At 71.6% G+C, this 19,987-nt stretch carries 14 protein-coding genes; all 14 read right to left on the bottom strand.

Going from position 1 to position 19,987, the window contains the following annotated elements; all coding sequences use genetic code 11:
• Positions 1-50 precede the first annotated feature (50 nt).
• Positions 51-1,409 (bottom strand): chemotaxis protein CheW, encoded by a 1,359-nt coding sequence (locus OCJ37_RS10835; RefSeq protein WP_263109416.1) that lies wholly within the window; start codon positions 1,407-1,409, stop codon positions 51-53.
• The gene (locus tag OCJ37_RS10830; RefSeq protein WP_263109415.1) at positions 1,406-2,188 is read right to left on the bottom strand and encodes a ParA family protein; all 783 of its coding nucleotides are present in this window, start codon (positions 2,186-2,188) and stop codon (positions 1,406-1,408) included. Before OCJ37_RS10830 ends, OCJ37_RS10835 begins: the two co-directional genes overlap by 4 nt.
• Positions 2,188-3,189, bottom strand: a complete 1,002-nt coding sequence (gene motD / locus OCJ37_RS10825) for a flagellar motor protein MotD (protein ID WP_263109414.1) — start codon at positions 3,187-3,189, stop codon at positions 2,188-2,190. Before motD ends, OCJ37_RS10830 begins: the two co-directional genes overlap by 1 nt.
• A gap of 10 nt (positions 3,190-3,199) precedes the next feature.
• Positions 3,200-3,940 (bottom strand): flagellar motor protein, encoded by a 741-nt coding sequence (locus OCJ37_RS10820; RefSeq protein WP_263109412.1) that lies wholly within the window; start codon positions 3,938-3,940, stop codon positions 3,200-3,202.
• A 326-nt stretch (positions 3,941-4,266) separates the two neighbouring features.
• The gene (locus OCJ37_RS10815; RefSeq protein ID WP_263109411.1) at positions 4,267-6,003 is read right to left on the bottom strand and encodes a chemotaxis protein CheA; all 1,737 of its coding nucleotides are present in this window, start codon (positions 6,001-6,003) and stop codon (positions 4,267-4,269) included.
• Between the two features lie 4 nt (positions 6,004-6,007).
• Entirely contained in the window at positions 6,008-6,616 is a 609-nt protein-coding gene (locus tag OCJ37_RS10810; RefSeq protein WP_263109410.1) for a protein phosphatase CheZ, read from the bottom strand.
• The gene (gene cheY / locus OCJ37_RS10805) at positions 6,616-7,008 is read right to left on the bottom strand and encodes a chemotaxis response regulator CheY (protein WP_010341542.1); all 393 of its coding nucleotides are present in this window, start codon (positions 7,006-7,008) and stop codon (positions 6,616-6,618) included. Before cheY ends, OCJ37_RS10810 begins: the two co-directional genes overlap by 1 nt.
• 18 nt (positions 7,009-7,026) lie before the next feature.
• Positions 7,027-7,776: an RNA polymerase sigma factor FliA gene (locus OCJ37_RS10800; protein ID WP_263109407.1), complete on the bottom strand. Its 750-nt coding sequence runs from the start codon at positions 7,774-7,776 to the stop codon at positions 7,027-7,029.
• Positions 7,773-8,657, bottom strand: coding sequence for a MinD/ParA family ATP-binding protein (locus OCJ37_RS10795; RefSeq protein WP_145708120.1), 885 nt, complete (start codon positions 8,655-8,657; stop codon positions 7,773-7,775). Before OCJ37_RS10795 ends, OCJ37_RS10800 begins: the two co-directional genes overlap by 4 nt.
• Positions 8,644-10,272 (bottom strand): flagellar biosynthesis GTPase FlhF, encoded by a 1,629-nt coding sequence (flhF, locus tag OCJ37_RS10790; RefSeq protein ID WP_263109405.1) that lies wholly within the window; start codon positions 10,270-10,272, stop codon positions 8,644-8,646. The genes OCJ37_RS10795 and flhF overlap by 14 nt, the downstream gene beginning before the upstream one ends.
• A gap of 176 nt (positions 10,273-10,448) precedes the next feature.
• Complete coding sequence (gene flhA / locus OCJ37_RS10785; RefSeq protein ID WP_263113652.1) at positions 10,449-12,512, bottom strand: flagellar biosynthesis protein FlhA; 2,064 nt, start codon at positions 12,510-12,512, stop codon at positions 10,449-10,451.
• A 17-nt stretch (positions 12,513-12,529) separates the two neighbouring features.
• A complete protein-coding gene (flhB, locus tag OCJ37_RS10780) occupies positions 12,530-13,660 on the bottom strand; it encodes a flagellar biosynthesis protein FlhB (protein ID WP_263109403.1) in 1,131 nt (376 codons plus the stop codon).
• Positions 13,661-13,821: 161 nt separating this feature from the next.
• The gene (locus OCJ37_RS10775) at positions 13,822-16,764 is read right to left on the bottom strand and encodes a ligand-binding sensor domain-containing diguanylate cyclase (protein WP_263109402.1); all 2,943 of its coding nucleotides are present in this window, start codon (positions 16,762-16,764) and stop codon (positions 13,822-13,824) included.
• 167 nt (positions 16,765-16,931) lie between these two features.
• Positions 16,932-19,877, bottom strand: a complete 2,946-nt coding sequence (locus OCJ37_RS10770; RefSeq protein WP_263109401.1) for a ligand-binding sensor domain-containing diguanylate cyclase — start codon at positions 19,875-19,877, stop codon at positions 16,932-16,934.
• Positions 19,878-19,987: the final 110 nt, after the last annotated feature.

The following is a 19,987-nucleotide window of genomic DNA, read 5'->3' as shown; positions in this document are numbered from 1 at the left end:
CGCCGAGACAGGAGCGCGGGCGTGCCGGCCGGGTCGACGCGCCCTGCGCGTCAGTGCAGCAGCTGCTCGGCGTCGAGCAGGATCATCGGCTGCTGCGCCAGCCGCGCCACGCCGCGGAACAGGTGGTTGGAGATGCGGCAGATGCGGGCATTGTCCGGCGGTTCGATCTGCTGGTCGGTGAGGCTGGCCACGTCCTCGACCGCGGACACGCGCAGGCCCAGGGTCTCGCCGTTCTCTTCCAGCACCACCACCCGGGTCAGCATGTCCATCTCGATCGGGGCGGCGCCCAGGTGGATGCCCAGGTCGATCACCGGCACCACCTGGCCACGCAGGTTCATGATCCCCAGCATCGCCGGCGGAGTGCCACGCAGCGCCAGCAGCGGCACCGGCAGCACCACTTCCTGCACCTTCAGCAGTTCCAGCGCATAGGCCTGTTCGCCGCAGCGCAAGCGCAGCCAGCGGGTGCTGCGGTCCGGCGCGCGGCGCTGGTGCGGGGAGGCTTCGTGGGCCACGCTCGGGGCCATGAACGCCTGCAGGTTGGGCGGCAGCCGCGCGCCGCCGGCCTGCGCTCCGGCGGCCTGCGCGCGTTCGGCCTCGGCGCGGCGCTCCGGCGGCACCGCCATCGGCGGGCGCTTGACCGCGCGCGCGGCGGCGGCGTCATCGTCGGCGGCCAGGTTGCGCGGGGTCACCGGGGTGCGCTGCATCTCCATCGCCGCGACCACTTCCAGGTCGGCCTGGCGTTCGGCATCGGGCGGCGCCTGCTGCGACATGATGCCGGCCAGGGCTGGGTCGGAGTCGGCTTCGGCCAGCACCGCGGCGGCGATCTCTTCCGGGGTCGGGCCGGCCGGCGCGGGCGCCAGGGCCTGCTGCGACATGATGCCGGCCAGGGCCGGGTCGGAGTCGGCTTCGGCCAGCACCGCGGCGGCGATCTCTTCCGGGGTCGGGCCGGCGGGCGCGGGCGCCAGGGCCTGCTGCGACATGATGCCGGCCAGGGCCGGGTCGGAGTCGGCCTCGGCCAGCACGGCGGCGGCGATCTCTTCCGGGGTCGGGCCGGCCGGCGCGGGCGCCAGTGCCTGCTGCGACATGATCCCGGCCAGGGCCGGGTCGGAGTCGGCTTCGGCCAGCACGGCGGCGGCGATCTCTTCCGGGGTCGGGCCGGCGGGCGCGGGCGCCAGGGCCTGCTGCGACATGATGCCGGCCAGGGCCGGGTCGGAATCGGCTTCGGCCAGCACCGCGGCCGCGATCTGTTCCGGGGTCGGGCCGGCGGGTACGGCTGGCTCGGCGACAGGCGCCGCCGGCACCGTCGCGCTGGCGGCGGCGAGCGTTGCCTGCCGTTCGTTCTGCTCCTCGGCGATCACGTCGTGCAGCAGGCCTTCCAGATAGTCGTCGATGACCCCGGGCGTGTTCATGCGGCCTGCTCCATCGGGGTGGCGTCGCTGGCGACCAGCCATTCCAGCGCGCGGCGGTAGGCGGCCAGGCCGCGGCCGGGGTAGTCGCCGGGCACGCCGGCGACCGTCAAGGCCTTGACGTTGCAGATCTTGGTGTCGACCGGGATCGCGTCTTCCCAGACCCGCTCGCCGTAGCTGTCCTGCATCTGCCGCAGGGTCTCGTTGCCGGCGCGGGTGCGCTTGTCGAACAGCGTCGGCAGGATCGAGGTGGGCAGGGGGCGCCGGCGCGAGCGCTCGACCATGTCCACGGTGCGGACCATGCTGGCCAGGCCGTGCAGCGCCAGCGGCTCGGCCTGGGTCGGGATGATCACCCGGTCGGCCGCGGCCAGTGCGTTGATCATCAGCAGGCCCAGGGTCGGCGGGCAGTCGAGCAGGATGTAGTCGTGCTGGCCGACGTGGCGGGCCATGGCCTGCTGCAGCGCCAGGCCGAGCCCGGGCTGGTTGGCGCTGCGCCGCTCCAGCGTGGCCAGCGCGGTCTGCCCGCAGACGTAGCTCAGGCGCTCGATGGCGCTGTCGCGGGCCAGCGCCGCCAGTTCGCCCGGCGGGGTCGAGAACAGGTCGAGCACGCCGCTCGGCGGCGGGTCCTGCGGCACGTCGAAGGCGCGGGTCAGCGAGGCGTGCGGATCGAGATCCAGCATCAGCACCCGGTGGCCGAGCATGGCCAGGCCACGGCCCAGCGCCAGCGTGGTCGTGGTCTTGCCCACGCCACCCTTCTGGTTGGCAATCGCCCAGATGCGCATCAGTTCACTCCTTCAATTGCGGCAGGTACGGCGCGGGGCGCGCCGGCAGTGCCGGCAGCCGCCGCGGCGGGGTAGGTCGGGGTCGCCGGCGCGGTGCCGGCATTGCTGAATCGGTCCTGCGGCGCCGGGGCGGCGGCCGCGGTGATGGGTGCCGCGCTGCGCCCGCTGTCGATGCCGTTGGCTTCGGCGCCGCCGGCATCGGCCAGGATCACCAGCACCACGCGGCGGTTGGCGTTGCGGCCGGCCTGGGTGTCGTTGTCGGCGCGCGGGCGGAACTCGCCGTAGCCGATCATCGACAGCCGCGACGGCTGCAGGCCCTGGTCGGCGAACAGGTGCACCACGCTGGCCGCGCGCGCCGCCGACAGCTCCCAGTTGGACGGGAACTGCAAGGTGGCGATCGGGCTGTTGTCGGTATAGCCCTCCACGCGCACGCCGTTGGGCACCGGCACCAGCACCTGCGCCAGCTGCGCCAGGGTGGCGCGGGCGCTCTGGTCCAGCGACGCGGAGCCGGAGCCGAACAGGATGTCGCTGTTGATCTCCACCTCGATCCACAGCCCGGCGTGGCGCACGCTGATCAGTTTCTTGTCGATCAGCGGCGCCAGCGCGGCGCCGAGCCGGTCGGCGATGCCGTCGAGCTGGCGCTGCGCGCGCCGCAGCTGTTCCTCGTCGCGCAATGCGCTGGCCGCGCGCAGCGGCGAGGCCGACGGCAGCCGGTTCGGGTCGGGCAGGGACAGCGCCGGGCTGGACTTGATCGGGGTCGGGCGCGCGCCGCCCTGGCCCTGCATCAGGCGCTCGCCGACCTGCACCGGGCTCATGGTCCGCGGCGCGCCGCCGAAGGCGGTGCTCATCGCGTCGGCCATGACCCGGTACTTGGCCTCGTTGACCGTGGACAGCGCGTACATCACCACGAAGAAGGCGAGCAGCAACGTCATCAGGTCGGCATAGGGGATGGCCCATGCCTCGTGGTTGACGTGATCTTCGTGCTGGTGCTTGCGGGCCATAGTGGTCGGGTCAATGCAAGAAGCCGGCCAGTTTCGATTCGATGTTGCGCGGGTTCTCGCCCTGGGCGATGGCGATGAGCCCTTCGATGACCATTTCGCGCTCGCCGCTGCTGTGCTTGATCACGCTCTTGAGCTTGCTGGCCATCGGCAGGAACAGCAGGTTGGCCGAGGCGATGCCGTAGATGGTGGCGGTGAACGCGGCGGCGATGCCGTGGCCGAGCTTGCTCGGGTCGGCGAGGTTCTTCATCACCGCGATCAGGCCCAGCACCGCGCCGATGATGCCCAGCGTCGGCGCGTAGATGCCCATGCCTTCGAACACCTTGGCCGCGGCCAGGTCGCAGTGCTCCTGGCCGTCGAGGTCGATCTCCAGCATGTGCCGGATCGATTCCGGCTCCACGCCGTCCACCAGCATCTGCAGGCCCTTGCGCACGAACGGGTCGCTCTGGTGCTGGACCTGGTTCTCCAGGCCGAGCAGGCCCTGGCGGCGGGCGATGTTGCTCCACTCCACGATCTGCTGCAGCAGCGCCTGCCGGTCGCTGGCCGGCGGATGCAGGATCCACTTGGCGATCTGGAACGCGCGCTTGAACACCGCCGGCGGCGTATGCACCAGGATCGCGGCCACGGTGCCGACGATCACGATCACGAACGCGGCCGGCGACCACAGCGCCGAGATGCCGGCGCCCTTGAGGATGCTGCCGCCGACCAGCGAGGCGATCGCCAACAGCAAGCCAATGAGACTGAGTTTGTCCATGCAGGAACTATCGGCAGCGCGGGGAGGGACTTGATGGGGCCGGGATTGGGGATTGGGGATTCGGGATTGGGATTCGAGGCGGCTGGCCGTCGGCTGCCGAGCCGCAGATCGGCGAATGCGCTGCCTTCTGTAGGAGCGGCTTCAGCCGCGACGCCTTGCCGATAAGGCGTCGCGGCTGAAGCCGCTCCTACAGCAAAGCGCGACCGAGACAGCCACTGAACTTGCCGCCACGTCCATGGCACTTCGGGCATCGGATCGCCACGCAAACGCTCCGCACCGGGACCGCCCTTGCGAATCCCCGCTCCCCACTCCCGAATCCCGGCCCCTCAGCTCTTCAGGCCGTCCACATCCAGGATCAGCGCCAGCCGGCCGTCGCCGATCAGGGTCGCGCCGGCGTAGCCGGGCAGGCCGCGCAGGGCGCGCGGCAGCGGCTTGATCACCACTTCCTCGCGGCCGCGGACCTGGTCCACGATCAGGCCCATGCGCGATTCGCCGGCCTGCAGCACCACCACGGTCAGCAGCGGCAGCTGCGGCGCTTCGATGTTCAGCCACTGGCGCAGGTCCACCAGCGGCAGCGTGTGCGATTGCCGGTCGAGCACGGCGCGGCCGTCGAACCAGCCCAGCGAGCGGCTCGGCGCGTGCAGCACTTCCACCACGCGCGCCAGCGGCAGCGCGTAGACGGTGTCGCCGGCCTGCACCAGCAGGGTCGGCAGGATCGCCAGGGTCAGCGGCACGCGGATCAGGAAGCGGCTGCCGCGGCCCAGTTCGGACTGGATCTGGATCTGCCCGCTGAGTTCGCGGATGCGCGACTGCACCACGTCCATGCCGACGCCGCGGCCGGAGATGTCGGTGACCTCGGATTTGGTCGAAAAGCCCGGCAGGAACACCAGGTGCAGGCACTCCTCGGTGGTCAGGCGCGCGGCGGCTTCCGGGTCGATCAGGCCTTTCTCGCGCGCCTTCTGGCGCAGGCGCTCGGGGTCGATGCCGGCGCCGTCGTCCTGCACCTCGATGCTGACGTAGTCGCCTTCCTGCTGCGCCGACAGGCGCACGTGGCCGCCGCGCGGCTTGCCGGTGGCCTCGCGCAGCGCCGGGGTCTCGATGCCGTGGTCGATCGCGTTGCGCACCAGGTGCACCAGCGGATCGGCCAGCGCCTCGACCAGGTTGCGGTCCAGTTCGGTGTCGGCGCCAATCAGTTCCAGGTCCACTTCCTTGTTCAGGGAGCGGGCGACGTCGCGCGCCACCTTGGGGAAGCGCGAGAACACCTTGCCGACCGGCTGCATGCGGGTGCGCATCACCGCCGACTGCAGGCGCGCGGTGGCGATGTCCAGGCTGCTGACCGCGCGGTCCAGTTCTTCGTCGCGCAGGCGCACGCGCAGGGTCTTGAGCCGGTTGCGCGACAGCACCAGTTCGCCGATCAGGTTGACGATCGCATCCAGGCGCTTGGTGTCCACGCGCACGGTGTGTTCGGGTTCGGCGGCCTTGGCCGGCGCGGCGGCCGGCTTGGCCGGTGCCGGACGCGGCGCGGCGGCCGCGACCGGCAGCGCGCTCGGCGCGGCGGCGCCGTGCAGCTGGTCGAGCAGCGCTTCGAATTCCTCGTCGTCGATCATCTCGCCGTTGCCGCCGGCGGCCGGCGCCTTGGCCGGCGCCGCAGCGACGGGCGCGGCGATCGGGGCGCTGGTCTCCTCGCCGCTGGTCGCGAACTGCGCGATCAGCTGCGGCGGCGCGCGCGGCGGCTCGTTGCCGCTGCCGAACGCGTCGAGCATCGACTGCAGGTAGTCCAGCGACTGCTGCGCGGCGTCGAAGTGCCGCGCCTGCAGCGTGGCCTGACCGGCGCGGGCCTGGCCCAGGGTGTCCTCGGCGGCGTGGCACAGCTCGACCATGGCGTTGATCGCCAGGAAGCCGGCGCCGCCCTTGAGCGTGTGGAAGCCGCGGAACACCGCGTTGAGCTGGTCGCTGTCCTCGGGCGCCTGCTCCAGCGACACCAGCTGCTCGCCGAGCCGGTCCAGGATCTCCTGGGCTTCGATGATGAAGTCGGCAGCGATGTCGTCGGGTACGGCGCTCATGGCATTACAGTCCCAGTCCGGACAGCAGGTCGTCGGCGTCGTTCTGCGACACGCCGTGACGGTCCAGTCCGGCCAGCGCGGGGCCGGCCAGGCTGCCATCGGGTTTCTTCTCTTCCTTCGGCGGCAATCCCAGCGCGCCGAAGCCCTCGTGCACGCGGCGCACGATCGCCGCGACGCGGCGGATGATCTGCCCGGTCAGGTCCTGGAAGCTCTGCGCCAGGGCCATCTCGGTGAGGTTGTGGCGGATCTTGTCGAGGATCTCGCCCTGGTCGCCGGTGAGGCCGCCGGCGCGCAGCTGTTCGGCCAGCGCGCGGCATTCCTCGGCCAGGTCCAGGGTGCGGTGGCTGGCCTCTTCGGTCATCGCCACCACGTGGTCCAGGCGCGAGCAGGCGTCGTCCAGCTCGCCGGCCTCGGTGGGCACGGTCGGCAGTTCGCCCAGCGCCTGGCCCAGGTCGCGCGCCAGCCGGCTCAGGCCCTGCATCATCGGCCGCGTGCGCCAGGCGGCGAGGGTGTCGATTTCCCTGCGCCAGCCGGCTTCGTCGCCCTTTTCCAGTGCGTCCAGCGCACCTTGCAGGCGTTCGATCAGGGCGCTGCGTTCGGCGGTGGCTTCCATCAGGCGGTCGCTCCCAGGCGTTCGAAGATCTTGCCCAGCTTCTCCTGCAGCGTCTGCGCGGTGAACGGCTTGATGATGTAGCCGTTCACGCCGCACTGCGCGGCCTCGATGATCTGCTCGCGCTTGGCCTCGGCGGTCACCATCAGCACCGGCAGGTGCTTGAGCTTGTCGTCGGCGCGAATGTTGCGCAGCAGGTCGATGCCGGTCATGCCGGGCATGTTCCAGTCGGTGACCACGAACTCGAACGGCGCCGAGCGCAGTGCAGCCAGGGCACTGTTGCCGTCCTCGGCCTCTGCAGTGTTGGTGAAGCCCAGATCGCCGAGCAGATTCTTGACGATGCGCCGCATCGTCGAGAAATCGTCCACGATCAAAATCCGCATGTTCTTGTTCACCGCTAACTCCCTTGGGTCTTATTCTTCGTCTTCCAGGCCGGCGTCCGCCGCTTCGAACGCTTTCAGGCGCCCGCGCAACCGTACCGTGGCCTGGCCGTGGATCTGGCAGACGCGCGACTCGCTGACACCGAGCACCGCGCCGATTTCCTTCAGGTTCAATTCCTGTTCGTAGTACAGCGACAGCACCAGCTGCTCGCGTTCGGGCAATTGCGCGATGGCCTTGCCCAGCTCGCGGCCGAATTCGCTGCGTTCCAGCATCTGCTGCGGATTGGGCCCGCCCTTGGCGATGGTGTCCAGCTCGCCGTGGTCCTCGACCCGCGATTCCAGGCTCAGCACCTGGCCGCGCGCGGCATCTTCCATCAATCGCAGGTATTCGGGAAGCGGCATGTCCATCGCCGCGGCCACTTCGTTGGCGGCGGCGGCGCGGCCGGTGCTCTGCTCGATCCTGCGGATCGCCGAGGCGGCGTCGCGGGCGCGGCGGTGCACCGAACGCGGCACCCAGTCGCCGCGGCGGATCTCGTCGATCATCGAGCCGCGGATGCGGATCGAGGCGTAGGTCTCGAACGAGGCGCCCTGGTCGGCGTCGTAGCTGCGCGAGGCCTCGATCAGGCCGATCATGCCGGCCTGGATCAGGTCGTCGATCTCCACGCTGGCCGGCAGCCGCGCCGCCAGGTGGTGGGCGATGCGCCGCACCAGGTCCGAATGCTGGGCGATGTAGTCGTTGGAACTGTTGCGCTGCACGGCGCGGTACTGGGCGGCGGCGTTCATGCGGCGACCCCCCGCTGGATGATCCGTTCGACGAAGAACTCGACGTTGCCGCGCGGCACGGTCGGCGCCTGCCAGCGCGCGGTGCGCCGGGCGATCTCGGCGATCGCCTGCGCCGACGGGCTGGACGGGTAGGCCTTGACCACCGGCTGCTGGCGCTGCACCGCCAGGCGCAGCCAGTCGTCCTGCGGCACGCAGCCCAGGTAGTTCAGCGACACGTCGCCGAGGAACTTCTCGCACACCCGGCTCAGCTTGTCGTACAGCAGGCGGCCTTCGTTGAGGTCGCGGACCATGTTGGCCACGATCTGCACCCGGTCCACGCCGCGTTCGCGCGACAGCACCTTGATCAGCGCGTAGGCGTCGGTGATCGAGGCCGGCTCGTCGCAGACCACCACCACCGCGTCCTGCGCGGCCTGGCAGAAGGTCAGCACGCTGTCGGTGATGCCGGCGGCGGTGTCGATGATCATCACGTCCAGCTCGCGCTGCAGCTCGGAGAACACGTTGACCAGGCCCACGTGCTGGGCCGGCGGCAGCTCGGCCATGTGCCGGCGGCCGGAGGCGGCGGGCACCACCATCAGCCCGTTGGGCATGTCGATCAGCACTTCTTCCAGGGTGCAGCGCCCGGCGACCAGGTCGGCCAGGGTGAACTTGGGGGTCAGCCCGAGCAGCACGTCGACGTTGGCCAGGCCCAGGTCGGCGTCCAGCAGCAGGGTGCGCTTGCCCATGTCGGCCAGCGCCATCGACAGGTTGACCGAGATGTTGGTCTTGCCGACGCCGCCCTTGCCGCCGGTCACGGCGATCGTGCGCACCGGGCCCAGCGGTTCGCTGCGCGTTGCCGACAGGGGGAAGGCATTGGTCAGATTGGCGTAATCACGCGACGGCATGGTTCTGCTCCGGAGTACAGGGCTTATCGGCAGCGCGCCGCAAATCTTCAAGGCGCAGTACCAGGCTGGCGGCGTTGGCGCGGTGCAGGTCGTCCGGCACGCGCTGACCATCGGTCACCCAGGTGATGGGAAGCCGGTGGTCCGCGACCACCGACAGTGCACTTCCAAACCGCCCGGTTTCGTCCAGCTTGGTCAAGATCACCCCCTGCGGATCGGCGCCGGCGAACCGGCGCACCACCTCGTCCAGGTCGGAGAAATGGGCATTGGCAGGAAGTACTAGCAAGGACCGGACCACTCTGGAGGCGCGCAGCCAGTGCAGCTGCCCGACCAGCGCGCGGTCGCGCTGGCCCATGCCGGCGGTGTCGATCAGCACCAGCTTGTAGTCGCGCAGGCGCTCCAGCAGCTGTTGCAGGGCGGCGTCGCTGTCGGCCTCGTGCACGGCGATGCCGAGCTGGCGGCCGTAGCTGTGCAGCTGTTCGCGGCCGCCGACGCGGATGGTGTCGGTGGTGACCAGGGCCACGTCGCGGGCGGCGTGGCGTTCCAGGAAGCGCGAGGCCAGCTTGGCGATGGTGGTGGTCTTGCCGGCGCCGGTGGGGCCGATCAGGGCGATCACGCCGCCTTCCTCGATCGGATCCAGCGCGGCGATCGGCAGGCGCTTGGACAGCAGCCCCAGCATCATCCCGCGGCCGCGGTGCAGTTCCAGGTCGGCCGGGATCTGCATGACCACGTCGCGGGTCAGGCCGCTGTCGAAGCCGTAGTCGTCCATCAGCTCCAGCGCCTGGGCGCGGACCGGCGAGCCGCGCAGGCGTTCGTCGGTGAGCCGGTTCATCTCGCGCTCGATCATCTGCCGCATCAGCGCCAGTTCGTCGCGCAGCTGAGTCAATTGTTCGTCGTTCTGCATGGCCGGGAAGCTCGGCACCGGCGCCAGGGCCGGCGGCGCCGGGATCCCGGCGCTGGCCGCGACCGGCGCCGGCTCGGCGGCCGGCGCAGCCGTGGCGGCCGCCGGGGTCAGCGAGACCGCGGCGATGCCTTCGAGCCAGGCCGGCACCGCGGCGGCGCTGGCGGCGGCGCTGGACGCGGAGGCCGCAGCGGCGAACGGGCTCGGCATCGGCACGCTGATCGGCGCGTTGCGGAACACGTCCTCGGGAATCTGGAATTCGGCAGGCGCCGGCGCGGAGGCGGGAGCGGGGGCACGCGGCGCGGCAGCGGGCCGGCTCGGCGCCGGCGCGGTGCCGGCCGGCATCGCCGAGGCGGCGATCGCGGCAGGCTGGGTCAGCGGCCGCGCCGGCGCGGCCTGCGTCGCCGCGGCGGCCGGGGCGCTGCGGCGATCGCTGATCGCGGCCATCATCGCCATCGCCGAGTTGCCGGCGGCGCCGGCCTTGGCCGCACGCGGCGCCGGATTGGCGGCCGACACCGGCAGCCGCGCCGTCTCGTCCGGCCGCACCGCGTCCAGCGCCTGCTGCACCAGCGCCTCGTCGTAGTTGCTGGCGGCGACGATCTCGATGCCCTCGTCGGTGCGCCGGTTGGACAGGATCACCGCATCCGGACCGTGCTCGTCGCGCACCATGCGGAACGCGGTGCGCATGTCGGGAGCTACGAAGCGTTTGATTTTCATGGGTGGAAACCGGGATTCGGGAGTGGGGAGTGGGGATGGGTCGCGGAGGCCGCCATTGCGCGGTTGGCATCCGGTCGCCTTGCTCTGGTTGTCTTCGATCGTTTCATTGCTGTCTCTCTCCGCTCGCGGGGTGCGCTGTTGCGAATCCCGAATCCCAAATCACCAATCCCTGCCTGTCAGCTGATCGTCCCGACCAACTTCAGCCGCTTGTCTTCCGGTACCTCGCTGTAGGACAGCACCGACAGCGAGGGGACGCTGTGGCGGACCAGCCTGGCCAGCGCGGCGCGGACCTGCGCCGGGACCAGCACCACGGCCGGTTCGTTGCGCGCTTCCTGCTTGCTGACGCAGTCCGCCAGGCTCTGATGCAGCCGCTCGGCCAGGCCGGGTTCCAGCGCGGCACCGTTGCCCTGGGTAGAGTCCTGCAAGACACGTTCCAATTGCGGGGCCAGGGTGAACACCGGCAGTTCGGCGGACATGCCGGCGATTTCCTGGACGATGAACCGGCCCAGCGCATTGCGCACCGCGGCGGTGAGCACGCCGGGTTCCTGACTCTGCGGGGCCTGTTCGACCAGCGCCTCGACGATCTTGCGCAGCTGCCGCACCGGGATCTTCTCGATCAGCAGGTTCTGCAGCACGCGCACCACCACCGACAGCGGCAGCGCCTTGGGGGTGAGGTCCTCGACCAGCTTCGGCGCGCTCTTGGCCAGGGTGGCCAGCAGCTGCTGCACTTCCTCGTGGCCGAGCAGTTCCGGGGCGTGCTCGCGGATCAGGTGCGACAGGTGGGTGGCGATCACCGTGGCCGGGTCGACCACGGTGTAGCCCATGGTCTCGGCCTGGGCGCGCTGGTGCGGCTGGATCCAGATGGCGTCCAGGCCGAACGCGGGGTCCTTGCCGGGGATGCCGTCGATCTTGCCCAGCGCGCCGCCCGGGTCCAGCGCCAGTTCGCGGTCCGGATGGATGTCGGCGGTGGCCACCGGCACGCCGTGCACCAGCAGGCGGTAGGCGTTGGCCGGCAGTTCCAGGTTGTCGCGGATGTGCACCGGCGGGATCAGGAAGCCGATGTCCTGGGTCAGCTTGCGCCGCACGCCCTTGATCCGCGCCATCAGCTCGCCGCCCTGGGCCTTGTCCACCAGCGGGATCAGCCGGTAGCCGACCTCCAGGCCCAGCGGGTCGATCGGGCGCAGTTCGTCCCAGCCCAGCTCGGCGTTGGCCTGCGCGCCGGCGGCGGCCGCCTGTTGCACCGGATCGGGCTTGGCTTCTTCCGGCAGCAGGCTGCGCTTCCACATCTTCCAGGCCAGCAGGCCCAGGATCAGCGCCAGCGTCAAGAAAGCGACGTTGGGCATGCCCGGGACCAGGCCGACCAGGCCCAGGATCGCCGCGGCCACCGCCAGCGCTTTGTGCTGGCCGAACACCTGGCCCATCATCGAGGCGCCCATGTCCTGCGAGCGCGAGGCGCGGGTGACCAGCATCGCCACCGCCGAGGACACCAGCAGCGCCGGCAGCTGCGCGACCAGGCCGTCGCCGATCGACAGCAGGGTGTAGGTGGAGGCAGCCTGGGCGACCGGCATGCCGTGCTGCAGGACGCCGACCGCCATGCCGCCGATGAGGTTGATGAACAGGATCAGGATGCCGGCGATGGCGTCGCCGCGGATGAACTTGCTGGCGCCGTCCATCGAGCCGTAGAAGTCCGCTTCCTCGCGCACTTCCTCGCGCCGGGCCTTGGCTTCCTCGCGGGTCAGCAGGCCGGCGTTGAGGTCGGCGTCGATCGCCATCTGCTTGCCGGGCATGGCGTCGAGGATGAAGCGCGCGGTCACTTCCGACACGCGCCCGGCGCCCTTGGTGATGACCACGAAGTTGATGATGGTCAGGATCGCGAACACCACGATGCCGACCGCGTAGTTGCCGCCGATCACGAACTCGCCGAAGGCCTCGATGACCTTGCCGGCGGCGCCGTGGCCGTCCTGGCCGTTGATCAGGATCACGCGGGTGGAGGCCACGTTCAGCGCCAGGCGCAGCATCGTGGTCATCAGCAGCACGATCGGGAAGATGCTGAACTCCAGCGGCCGCTTCACGTACACCACCGCCAGCAGCACCATCAGCGAGATCGCGATGTTGAAGGTGAACAGGGCGTCCAGCACCGGCGCGGCCAGCGGCACCACCACCATCGCCAGCATCGCCATCACGATCACCGGCGCGCCGAGGCCGTGCTTGATCATGTCCATCATCTTGCGCGTGTTCATCTGCGCGGCCGGCTGGCTCATGGCGTGCTCCCCGGGGCGAATTCATCGACGTCCAGCGGCGGCAGCGGCGGCATCGGGCCAGTGCGCCAGGCGCGCAGCTGGTACACGTAGGAGAGGATCTGCGCCACCGCCGAATACAGTCTCACGGGAATTTCCTTGCCGAGTTCGCCTTCCCGATACAAGGCGCGTGCCAAAGGCGGCGCAGACACCACTGCGACGCGGTGCTGCTCGCCGAGTTCGCGGATGCGGAAGGCCAGTTCGTCCACGCCCTTGGCCACCACGGTCGGCGCGCGCATGCGCCCGCCCTCGTACTTCAGCGCCACCGCGTAGTGGGTGGGGTTGACCACCACCACGTCGGCGCTGGGCACCGCCTCCATCATCCGCCGCTGTGACAGCTGCATCTGCATCTGCCGGATGCGGCCCTTGACCTCCGGGCTGCCCTCGCTCTCCTTCATCTCCCGGCGCACTTCGTCGCGGGTCATCATCAGTTTGCGGATGTGGTTCCACTTCTGGTACGGCGCGTCGATCGCCGCCAGCAGCGCCAGCGCGCCGGCGGTGTACAGCAGCAGGCGCAGGGTGAAGCCCAGGCCGTCGCCGATGGCCTGTTCCAGCGGGTGCCGCATCAGGCTGCGCAGGCCGTCGATGTTGTTCCAGATGCACAGGCCGGCGGCGCCGCCGACGAAGGCCATGCGCAGGATCGACTTGAACAGTTCGGCCAGGCTTTCCATGCCGTACAGCCGGGTCAGCCCGGCCATCGGGTTGAGCCGGTCCAGCTTGGGCACCAGCGCGTTGCCGGAGAAGCGCAGGCTGCCCATCGCCAGCGGCGCGACGAACCCGGCCGCCAGGCAGATGCCGACCAGCGGCAGCGCCACCCACAGCAGGCCCAGCAGCAGTTCGCCGAAGTGGCCGAACAGGGCGTCGGGGTGGCCGTACAGGCTCGGGTCCGGGCGCAGCGCGCCCTTCATCCAGGTCACCGCGCCGGCCGTCAGCGAACCGGACATGCCCATCAGCGCGAAGATGCCGGCGCTGAACACCGCCGCCGTCGCCAGTTCGCGCGAGCGCGGGATGTTGCCCTGCTCGCGGGCCTCGCGCAGGCGTTTTTCGGTAGGTTGTTCGGTTTTTTCGGTGCCTTCTTCGTTTTCGGACATGGCGTGGGACGAGCCGGGCAGGGGGATTCGATCCAGCGTCCTGCAAGGACCGTTCCGTTCCATCGGCGGCCGCCTGTGCGGCGTTACGACGGCCCGCGCGGGCCTGCGGCATGGCGGCGCCGGTGCCGAGCACCGCCGGCCGAGCGGCCGGCAGGGCAGCGCTAGGCGTGCAGTTCGACCCGGTTGCGGCCCAGGTGCTTGGCCCGGTACAGGGCCTCGTCGGCGCGGGCCAGCAGTTGCTGCAGGCTCTCGCCCGGCCGGTACCAGGCCACGCCGATCGAGGCGGTGACCGCCAGCCGCTGCGTGCCGATCTGCAGCGGCTGGTCGCCAATTGCCGCGCGCAGGTGCTGCAGCCGCTCGTGCGAGGGGACCGGCAGGCCGGGCAGCACGCCGAGCAGTTCCTCGCCGCCGTAGCGGCCGATCAGGTCCGAGCCGCGCAGGTTGGCGTTGAGGCGCCGCGCGACCTTGACCAGCACCGCGTCGCCGGTCAGGTGGCCGTGCGCGTCGTTGATGCGCTTGAAGTGGTCCAGGTCGATCATCGCCACCGCCAGCGGCTGCCGCTCGGCCTGGCTGCGCTGCATCTGCGCGGCCAGCGCATCGAGGATGCCGGCGCGGTTGAGCAGGCCGGTCAGGGCGTCGTGCGAGGCCTTCACCGCCAGCGCGGCGCGGGCGATCTCCAGTTCGCGCTTGTCGTGTTCCAGCTCCTGGGTGCGCAGCGCGACCAGGGCGGCCAGTTCGCGCTGGCGCTGGCGCAGGCGGCGCTCGCGCCAGTGCAGCGCGGCGATCGCCAGGCCGCCGCCGAGCAGGGCGTACAGCGCCAGCATCGGCGGGCTGCGCCACCACACCGGCGCCACCGAGAACGCCACCCGCACCGGCGCCGAGGCGCTGCGCCGGTAGGCGTCGAGCAACTGGATCTCGAACACGTAGTCGCCGGGCGGCAGCGGCGGATGGTCGATCTCGAAGTTGGGCGTGGCGATCCAGCGCGTGTGCACGCCCGCGAAGCGATAGCGGAACGAGACCCGGTTGCGGTCGTCGTACAGGTCCGGCGCGCCGACCTCGATGTGCAGCGGTTCCTGGTTCCAGGACAGGCGCGCGCCGGCGGCGATCGGATGGCCGCCGCGGGTGAACTGGTCCAGCGTCAGCACCGGCGCGCGCTCCTGGAACAGGCGCTGCGGCGCCAGCACGTGGCTGACGCCCTTGCTGTTGCCGATCCACACCGACGCGTCGGCGTCCTCGAAGAACGCCGCTTCGGAGATGTCGTCCCACAGCAGCCCCTGCGACTGGGTCAGGCGCGACCAGCGGCGCCCGTCGTGGATGTCCACGCCCTGGTTGTGGCCGATCCAGATCCAGCCGTTGCCGGTGCGCCGCAGCAGGTAGATCTGCAGCTCCTGCAGCTGCGGCTGGGCGGCGCGCTGCAGGCGCAGGGTGTCGCCGTCGAGCCGGCCCTGCCACACGCCCGGGTGGTACAGCGCGGCCCAGACCTGGCCATCCTCCTCGATCAGCAGCTTGCTGACCCAGGGCTGCGCCGGCGTGCCGTCGAGCAGCAGCCGGATCGGGGTCCAGGTGTCGCCGCGCAGCCGGAACACCCCGGACGCGCCGGCCAGCCACAGGCTGCCGTCGCGGCGCTGCTGGATGTCGGAGTAGTCGCTGGCCGGCAGCGCCTGCACCCGTTGCGGGACCTCGCCCGACTGCGGCCGCGCCAGCAGGTACACGCCCTCCATGGTCAGCAGCCAGATCCGGCCCGCCGCGTCCAGATACAGCCGCTTGGCCGTGCTGCCCAGGCGCGGGTAGCGGCGCAGCAGCCGGCCGTCGCGGTCGTGGTGGTGCAGTTCGCCCAGCGAGCCGATGCTCCACAGCGAGCCGTCCGCGGCGGTCTGCATGCCCACGGTCTGCACGCCGGCATCGGCCAGCCATGGCTGGAACGGCTGGCCGGCGCCGCGCTGGCGGTTGACGCCGCCTTCGTTGCCGAGCAGCAGTGCGCCGTCGCCGTGGCGCTGGACGGTCCAGGTCGGCGCGCTGCTCATGCCCTGGGTCACGTCCCAGTTCTCGATCCAGCCGTAGCCGTTCCAGCGCACCACGCCTTCGCCGTCCACGCTCATCCACAGGTCGCCGGCATGGTCGAACAGCAGCGCGACGATGCCGCCGTCGGGCAGGCCGTTGCCGCGGCCGAAGCGTCGCCAACGGCCGTGTTCCCAGCGCGCCAGGCCCTGGCCGGTGGGCATCAGCACGCGCCCTTGCGGATCGAGCAGGAGCTGCGCGTGCGCGTTCACCTTGTGCGGGCCGGCATCGGGCCAGGGCTGTTCGACGAAGCGTTCGGCCGCGGCCGGCAGGCGCATCAGGCGCTGGTCGCCGCGCACCCACAGCGCGCCGTCGCGGGCGCGCACGACGCCGCGCCAGCGGTCCGGCGGCAGGCCTTGCGCCTGGCCGTAGACCGTCACCGCGCCATCGGCGGCGACCCGGCACAGCTCCTGGCCGCAGCCGAGCCAGAGCGTGTCCGCATCGGCCTGGGCCGCGCCGATCCGCCCGAGCTGCGGCAGCCGCGCCAGCGTCGCCGCGTCGAACAGCGGCTGCAGCCGCCAGCGTCCGTCGCCGCGGGGCACGGCACGCAGCGCCTGCGGGCCGTTGAGCAGCACCGTGCCCCAGCGCGGGCTGGCCAGGCGCAGCACGTTCTTGCGCAGCGGCCCGGTTTCCTCGGCGCTCAGTTGCCGCATCCGGTTGCCGTCGCCGACGAACACCGCATCGAAGCTCGCCACCCACAGCCGGTGCGCGGCGTCCTCGCTCGCGGCGCTGATGAAATGCCCGCGCTGGCCCTGCAGCGGCACCTGTTCGAAGCGGTGCCCGTTGAAGCGATACAGGCCGCTTTCGGTGCAGACCCACAGGCTGCCGTTGCCGGTCTGCAGCAGGCAGGTGTCGGCCAGGCCGAGCAGGCCCTGGTCGTGCGCATAGCGGCGCAACGGGATCGACTGGGCGCGGGCGGGGTCGCCCGGTGCCAGTCCGGCCAGGCCCAGGCCGAGCCACAGCAGCAGGACCCCGCGCGCCGGCCAGCGGCGCAGGCGAGCGCGCAGGCGCCGACCCTCAGCCGCCGCGAATGCCGCGACGGTCACGAGCGGGGACTGGCGGGGAGTCGGACATGGCGTGCGGCACGTGGCGAGGAGGAAGGGAAGGGGCGGCAGGCGCAATCGCGGACGGCGCACGATGGTTCAAGCCGGGCGCCACCCTGCCTGTATCGGCCGCGCTGCGCCCGCGCTTGAGTCGCTGCCGCTCATGCCGCTCACCGCGGCAAGGTCGCTCCCGGCACCGCGTCCAGGTGCAGCTCGACCCGGTTGCGGCCGCCGTGCTTGGCCCGGTACAGCGCGTCGTCGGCGCGGCTGAGCAACTGCTGCAGGGTCTCGCCCGGGCGGTACCAGGCCACGCCGATCGAGGCGGTGACCTCGAGCATGCCGGCGTCGGTGAGGAACGGCGTGGCGCCGATCACCTGGTGCAGGGCGTGCAGCCGGGTCCGCGCCGGCGGCACCAGGCCCGGCAGCACCGCCAGCAGCTCCTCGCCGCCGTAGCGGCCGATCAGGTCGGCGCCGCGCAGGTTCGCGTTCATGCGCCGGCCGACCCGCGCCAGCACCGCATCGCCGACCAGGTGGCCGTGCAGGTCGTTGATGTGCTTGAAGTGGTCCAGGTCGATCATCGCCACCGCCAGCGGGCTGCCGTCGCCGCGGCCGTGCTGCATCTGCGCGGCCAGGGCATCGAGGATGCCGACGCGGTTGAGCAGGCCGGTCAGGTCGTCGCGCACCGCCTTCAGCGCCAGCGCGGCGCGGGCGATCTCCAGTTCGCGCTTGTCGTGCTCCAGTTCGCGGGTGCGCTCGGCGACCAGCCGCGCCAGGGTGCGCTCGCGCGACAGCAACTGCTTCACCCGCCAGCGCCACACCGCGGTCACCAGCAGCGCGGCGGCCAGCGCGTACGCCATCCACGCCAGCGGGCTGCGCCACCACGGCGGCAGGATCTCGAACTCCAGCCGCGCCACCTCGCTGCGCGCGCGCTGGCGTTCGTCCAGCGCCTGCACCTCCAGCGCGTAGCGGCCGGGCGAGAGCAGGGTGTAGGTGAGATGTCCCTGTCCGGTCTCGGCCCATTGTTCCTGCAGGCCCTCGAGCCGGTAGCGGAAGCTGAGGGTGTCGTTGCCGCCGACCGCGCCGGGCACCGCGAAGGCGATCTCGATCGGCTGCTGCGACCACGGCAGCTGCGCGCCGGGGACGACCGGGCGCCCGCCGCGGGTGGCACGCAGCAACTGCAGGCGCAGCGGCCGCGCCGCGAACAGCCGCGCCGGGTCCAGTACCTGGCTGACGCCCTTGCTGTTGCCGATCCACACCGAGCCGTCGCGATCTTCGAAGAACGCGCCTTCGGAGGTGTCGTCCCACAGCAGGCCTTCGGCCTGGGTCACGCGGATCCAGCGCCCGCCCGCCCACATGTCCAGGCCCTGGCTGCTGCCGACCCACACGCGTTTGTGCCGATCCTGGCGCAGCACGTAGGGCACGATCCGCGCCAGCAGCGGATCGTCGACCTTGCGCAGGGACAAGGCGGCCGCGCGCGGGTCGAAGCGCCCGCGCCACACCCCGACGTCGCCGAACGACAGCCAGGCCTCGTCGTTGGCGTCGATGGTGAACTTGTCCAGTTCCGCGTCCGGCACCGCGCCGTGCAGGCGGACCGGTTGCCAGCCCTGCGCCTGGCGCAGGTACAGGCCATGGTCGCCGACCAGCCACAGGCGGCGTCGCGCGTCGTAGCCGCCGCCGGTGAAGCGGTCGCGCGGCAGGTCGCGCGCCGGCTGCGCGCTGCGTTCGCCCGGCGCCAGCCGGAACGTGCCGCGGGTGGTCAGCAGCCACAGCGTGCCGGCGTCGTCGAAGAACATCCACTTCAGCGAGGACGGCACCTTGGCCATCTCGTGCATGCGGCCGCTGCCGCGGTCCAGACGCAGTATCCGGCCCGACGACAGCCCCATCCACAGGGTGCCGTCGGCCGCGTCGACCAGTTGCACCGCCTGTCGCAGCGCCTGCCCGTCGCGGTCGGTCAGCGGGCGCATGCGGCCGCCGGCGTCGAGCACGTTGGCGCCCATTTCGCTGCCGACGTACAGGCGGCCGTCGCCGCGGCTGCGCAGGATCGACCAGGTCGGCCCGGTGGCCAGCCCCTGCGGCTCCTCCCAGTGCTGGATCACCCCATAGCCGAGCCAGCGCTGCACGCCGCGGCCGCGGGTACCCATCCACAGGCGGCCCTGGCCGTCGCTGAGCAGCGCGCAGATGTTGGGCGCCAGCGCCCCCAGGCCCTGGGCGCGTTCGAACGCGCGCCACTGGCCGTGTTCCCAGCGCAGCAGGCCGGTATCGCTGCGGGTCAGCACGCGGCCGGCGGCGTCCTCGACCAGGTTGATGCCCACCGCCAGCGTGGACAGCCCGCTGCCCGGCGGCGGCACGCGTTCGACGAAGCCCGTTGCACCGGCCGGCCACGCCAGCACATGGTGGATGCCGCGCGCCCACAGCGTGCCGTCGCGGCCGCGCAGCAGGGCCAGCCAGATGTCGTCGGGAACGCCGTCGGCGCGGCCGAGCCGGCGCAAGCGGCCCTGCGCATCCAGCCGGCACAGCTGCCGGCCGCAACCCAGCCACAGCGCCCCGTCGATCGCGGCGACGGCGGTGATCTCGGCCAGCGTGGCGCCATCGGCGGTGCGCAGCGGCGTGACCTGCCAGCCGCCGTCGGCGCCTGCGGCGATCCGCAGCGGACGCTTGTCGCTGAGCGCGATGAGGTCGTCGCCGTACGCGGTCAGGGAGTGCCCCTGGTCGATCGGCAGGCGCCGTCCATCGGCGCCGGAGACCGCGACGAAGCGCCGCCCGTCGCCGACATACAGCGCATTGGAGGCGCCGACCCACATGCGCTGGCGGCGGTCCTCGGCGATCGCGAAGACCAGCGGGCTGCCGAGGCCGGCCTCGGCGCCGACCTGCTCGAAGCGTTCGCGCTCGTAGCGGTGCAGGCCCAGCTCGGTGCAGGCCCAGACCACGCCGTGGCGGTCGGCGTACAGGCAGTTGACGCTCAGGCCCTGCAGGCCGTCGGACTGCGCGTAGTCGCGGAAGCTGTACTCCTGCGCCAGCGCGGCGCCGAACCACGCGCACAGCGCGAACACGGCCAGCAGCCGCCACGCGATGCCGCGCGGCGGTGAGGGCGAGGGCAGCGGGTGGCTGATCGGCACGGCGATGACTGGCGTCCCCGGAAGGCGCTGCGCGGCGGGGGGCGCTGCACCTGCAACACCCTGGAAAAGGTGTATCGGCACAGCGATGCAGGGCTTGAATCGCTGCGATG

Origin of the sequence: Xanthomonas sp. AM6 (genome assembly GCF_025665335.1) — a bacterium.
Taxonomy (GTDB): Bacteria; Pseudomonadota; Gammaproteobacteria; order Xanthomonadales; family Xanthomonadaceae; genus Xanthomonas_A.
This window is presented reverse-complemented; position numbering and strand designations above follow the sequence as displayed.

Excerpts from the sequence above, each read along its gene's own strand:
- OCJ37_RS10835 (WP_263109416.1), bottom strand. The coding sequence starts at position 1,409 with ATGAACACGCCCGGGGTCATCGACGACTATCTGGAAGGCCTGCTGCAC.
- OCJ37_RS10830 (WP_263109415.1), bottom strand. The coding sequence starts at position 2,188 with ATGCGCATCTGGGCGATTGCCAACCAGAAGGGTGGCGTGGGCAAGACC.
- motD (WP_263109414.1), bottom strand. The coding sequence starts at position 3,189 with ATGGCCCGCAAGCACCAGCACGAAGATCACGTCAACCACGAGGCATGG.
- OCJ37_RS10820 (WP_263109412.1), bottom strand. The coding sequence starts at position 3,940 with ATGGACAAACTCAGTCTCATTGGCTTGCTGTTGGCGATCGCCTCGCTG.
- OCJ37_RS10815 (WP_263109411.1), bottom strand. The coding sequence starts at position 6,003 with ATGAGCGCCGTACCCGACGACATCGCTGCCGACTTCATCATCGAAGCC.
- OCJ37_RS10810 (WP_263109410.1), bottom strand. The coding sequence starts at position 6,616 with ATGGAAGCCACCGCCGAACGCAGCGCCCTGATCGAACGCCTGCAAGGT.
- OCJ37_RS10800 (WP_263109407.1), bottom strand. The coding sequence starts at position 7,776 with ATGAACGCCGCCGCCCAGTACCGCGCCGTGCAGCGCAACAGTTCCAAC.
- OCJ37_RS10795 (WP_145708120.1), bottom strand. The coding sequence starts at position 8,657 with ATGCCGTCGCGTGATTACGCCAATCTGACCAATGCCTTCCCCCTGTCG.
- flhF (WP_263109405.1), bottom strand. The coding sequence starts at position 10,272 with ATGAAAATCAAACGCTTCGTAGCTCCCGACATGCGCACCGCGTTCCGC.
- flhA (WP_263113652.1), bottom strand. The coding sequence starts at position 12,512 with ATGAACACGCGCAAGATGATGGACATGATCAAGCACGGCCTCGGCGCG.
- flhB (WP_263109403.1), bottom strand. The coding sequence starts at position 13,660 with ATGTCCGAAAACGAAGAAGGCACCGAAAAAACCGAACAACCTACCGAA.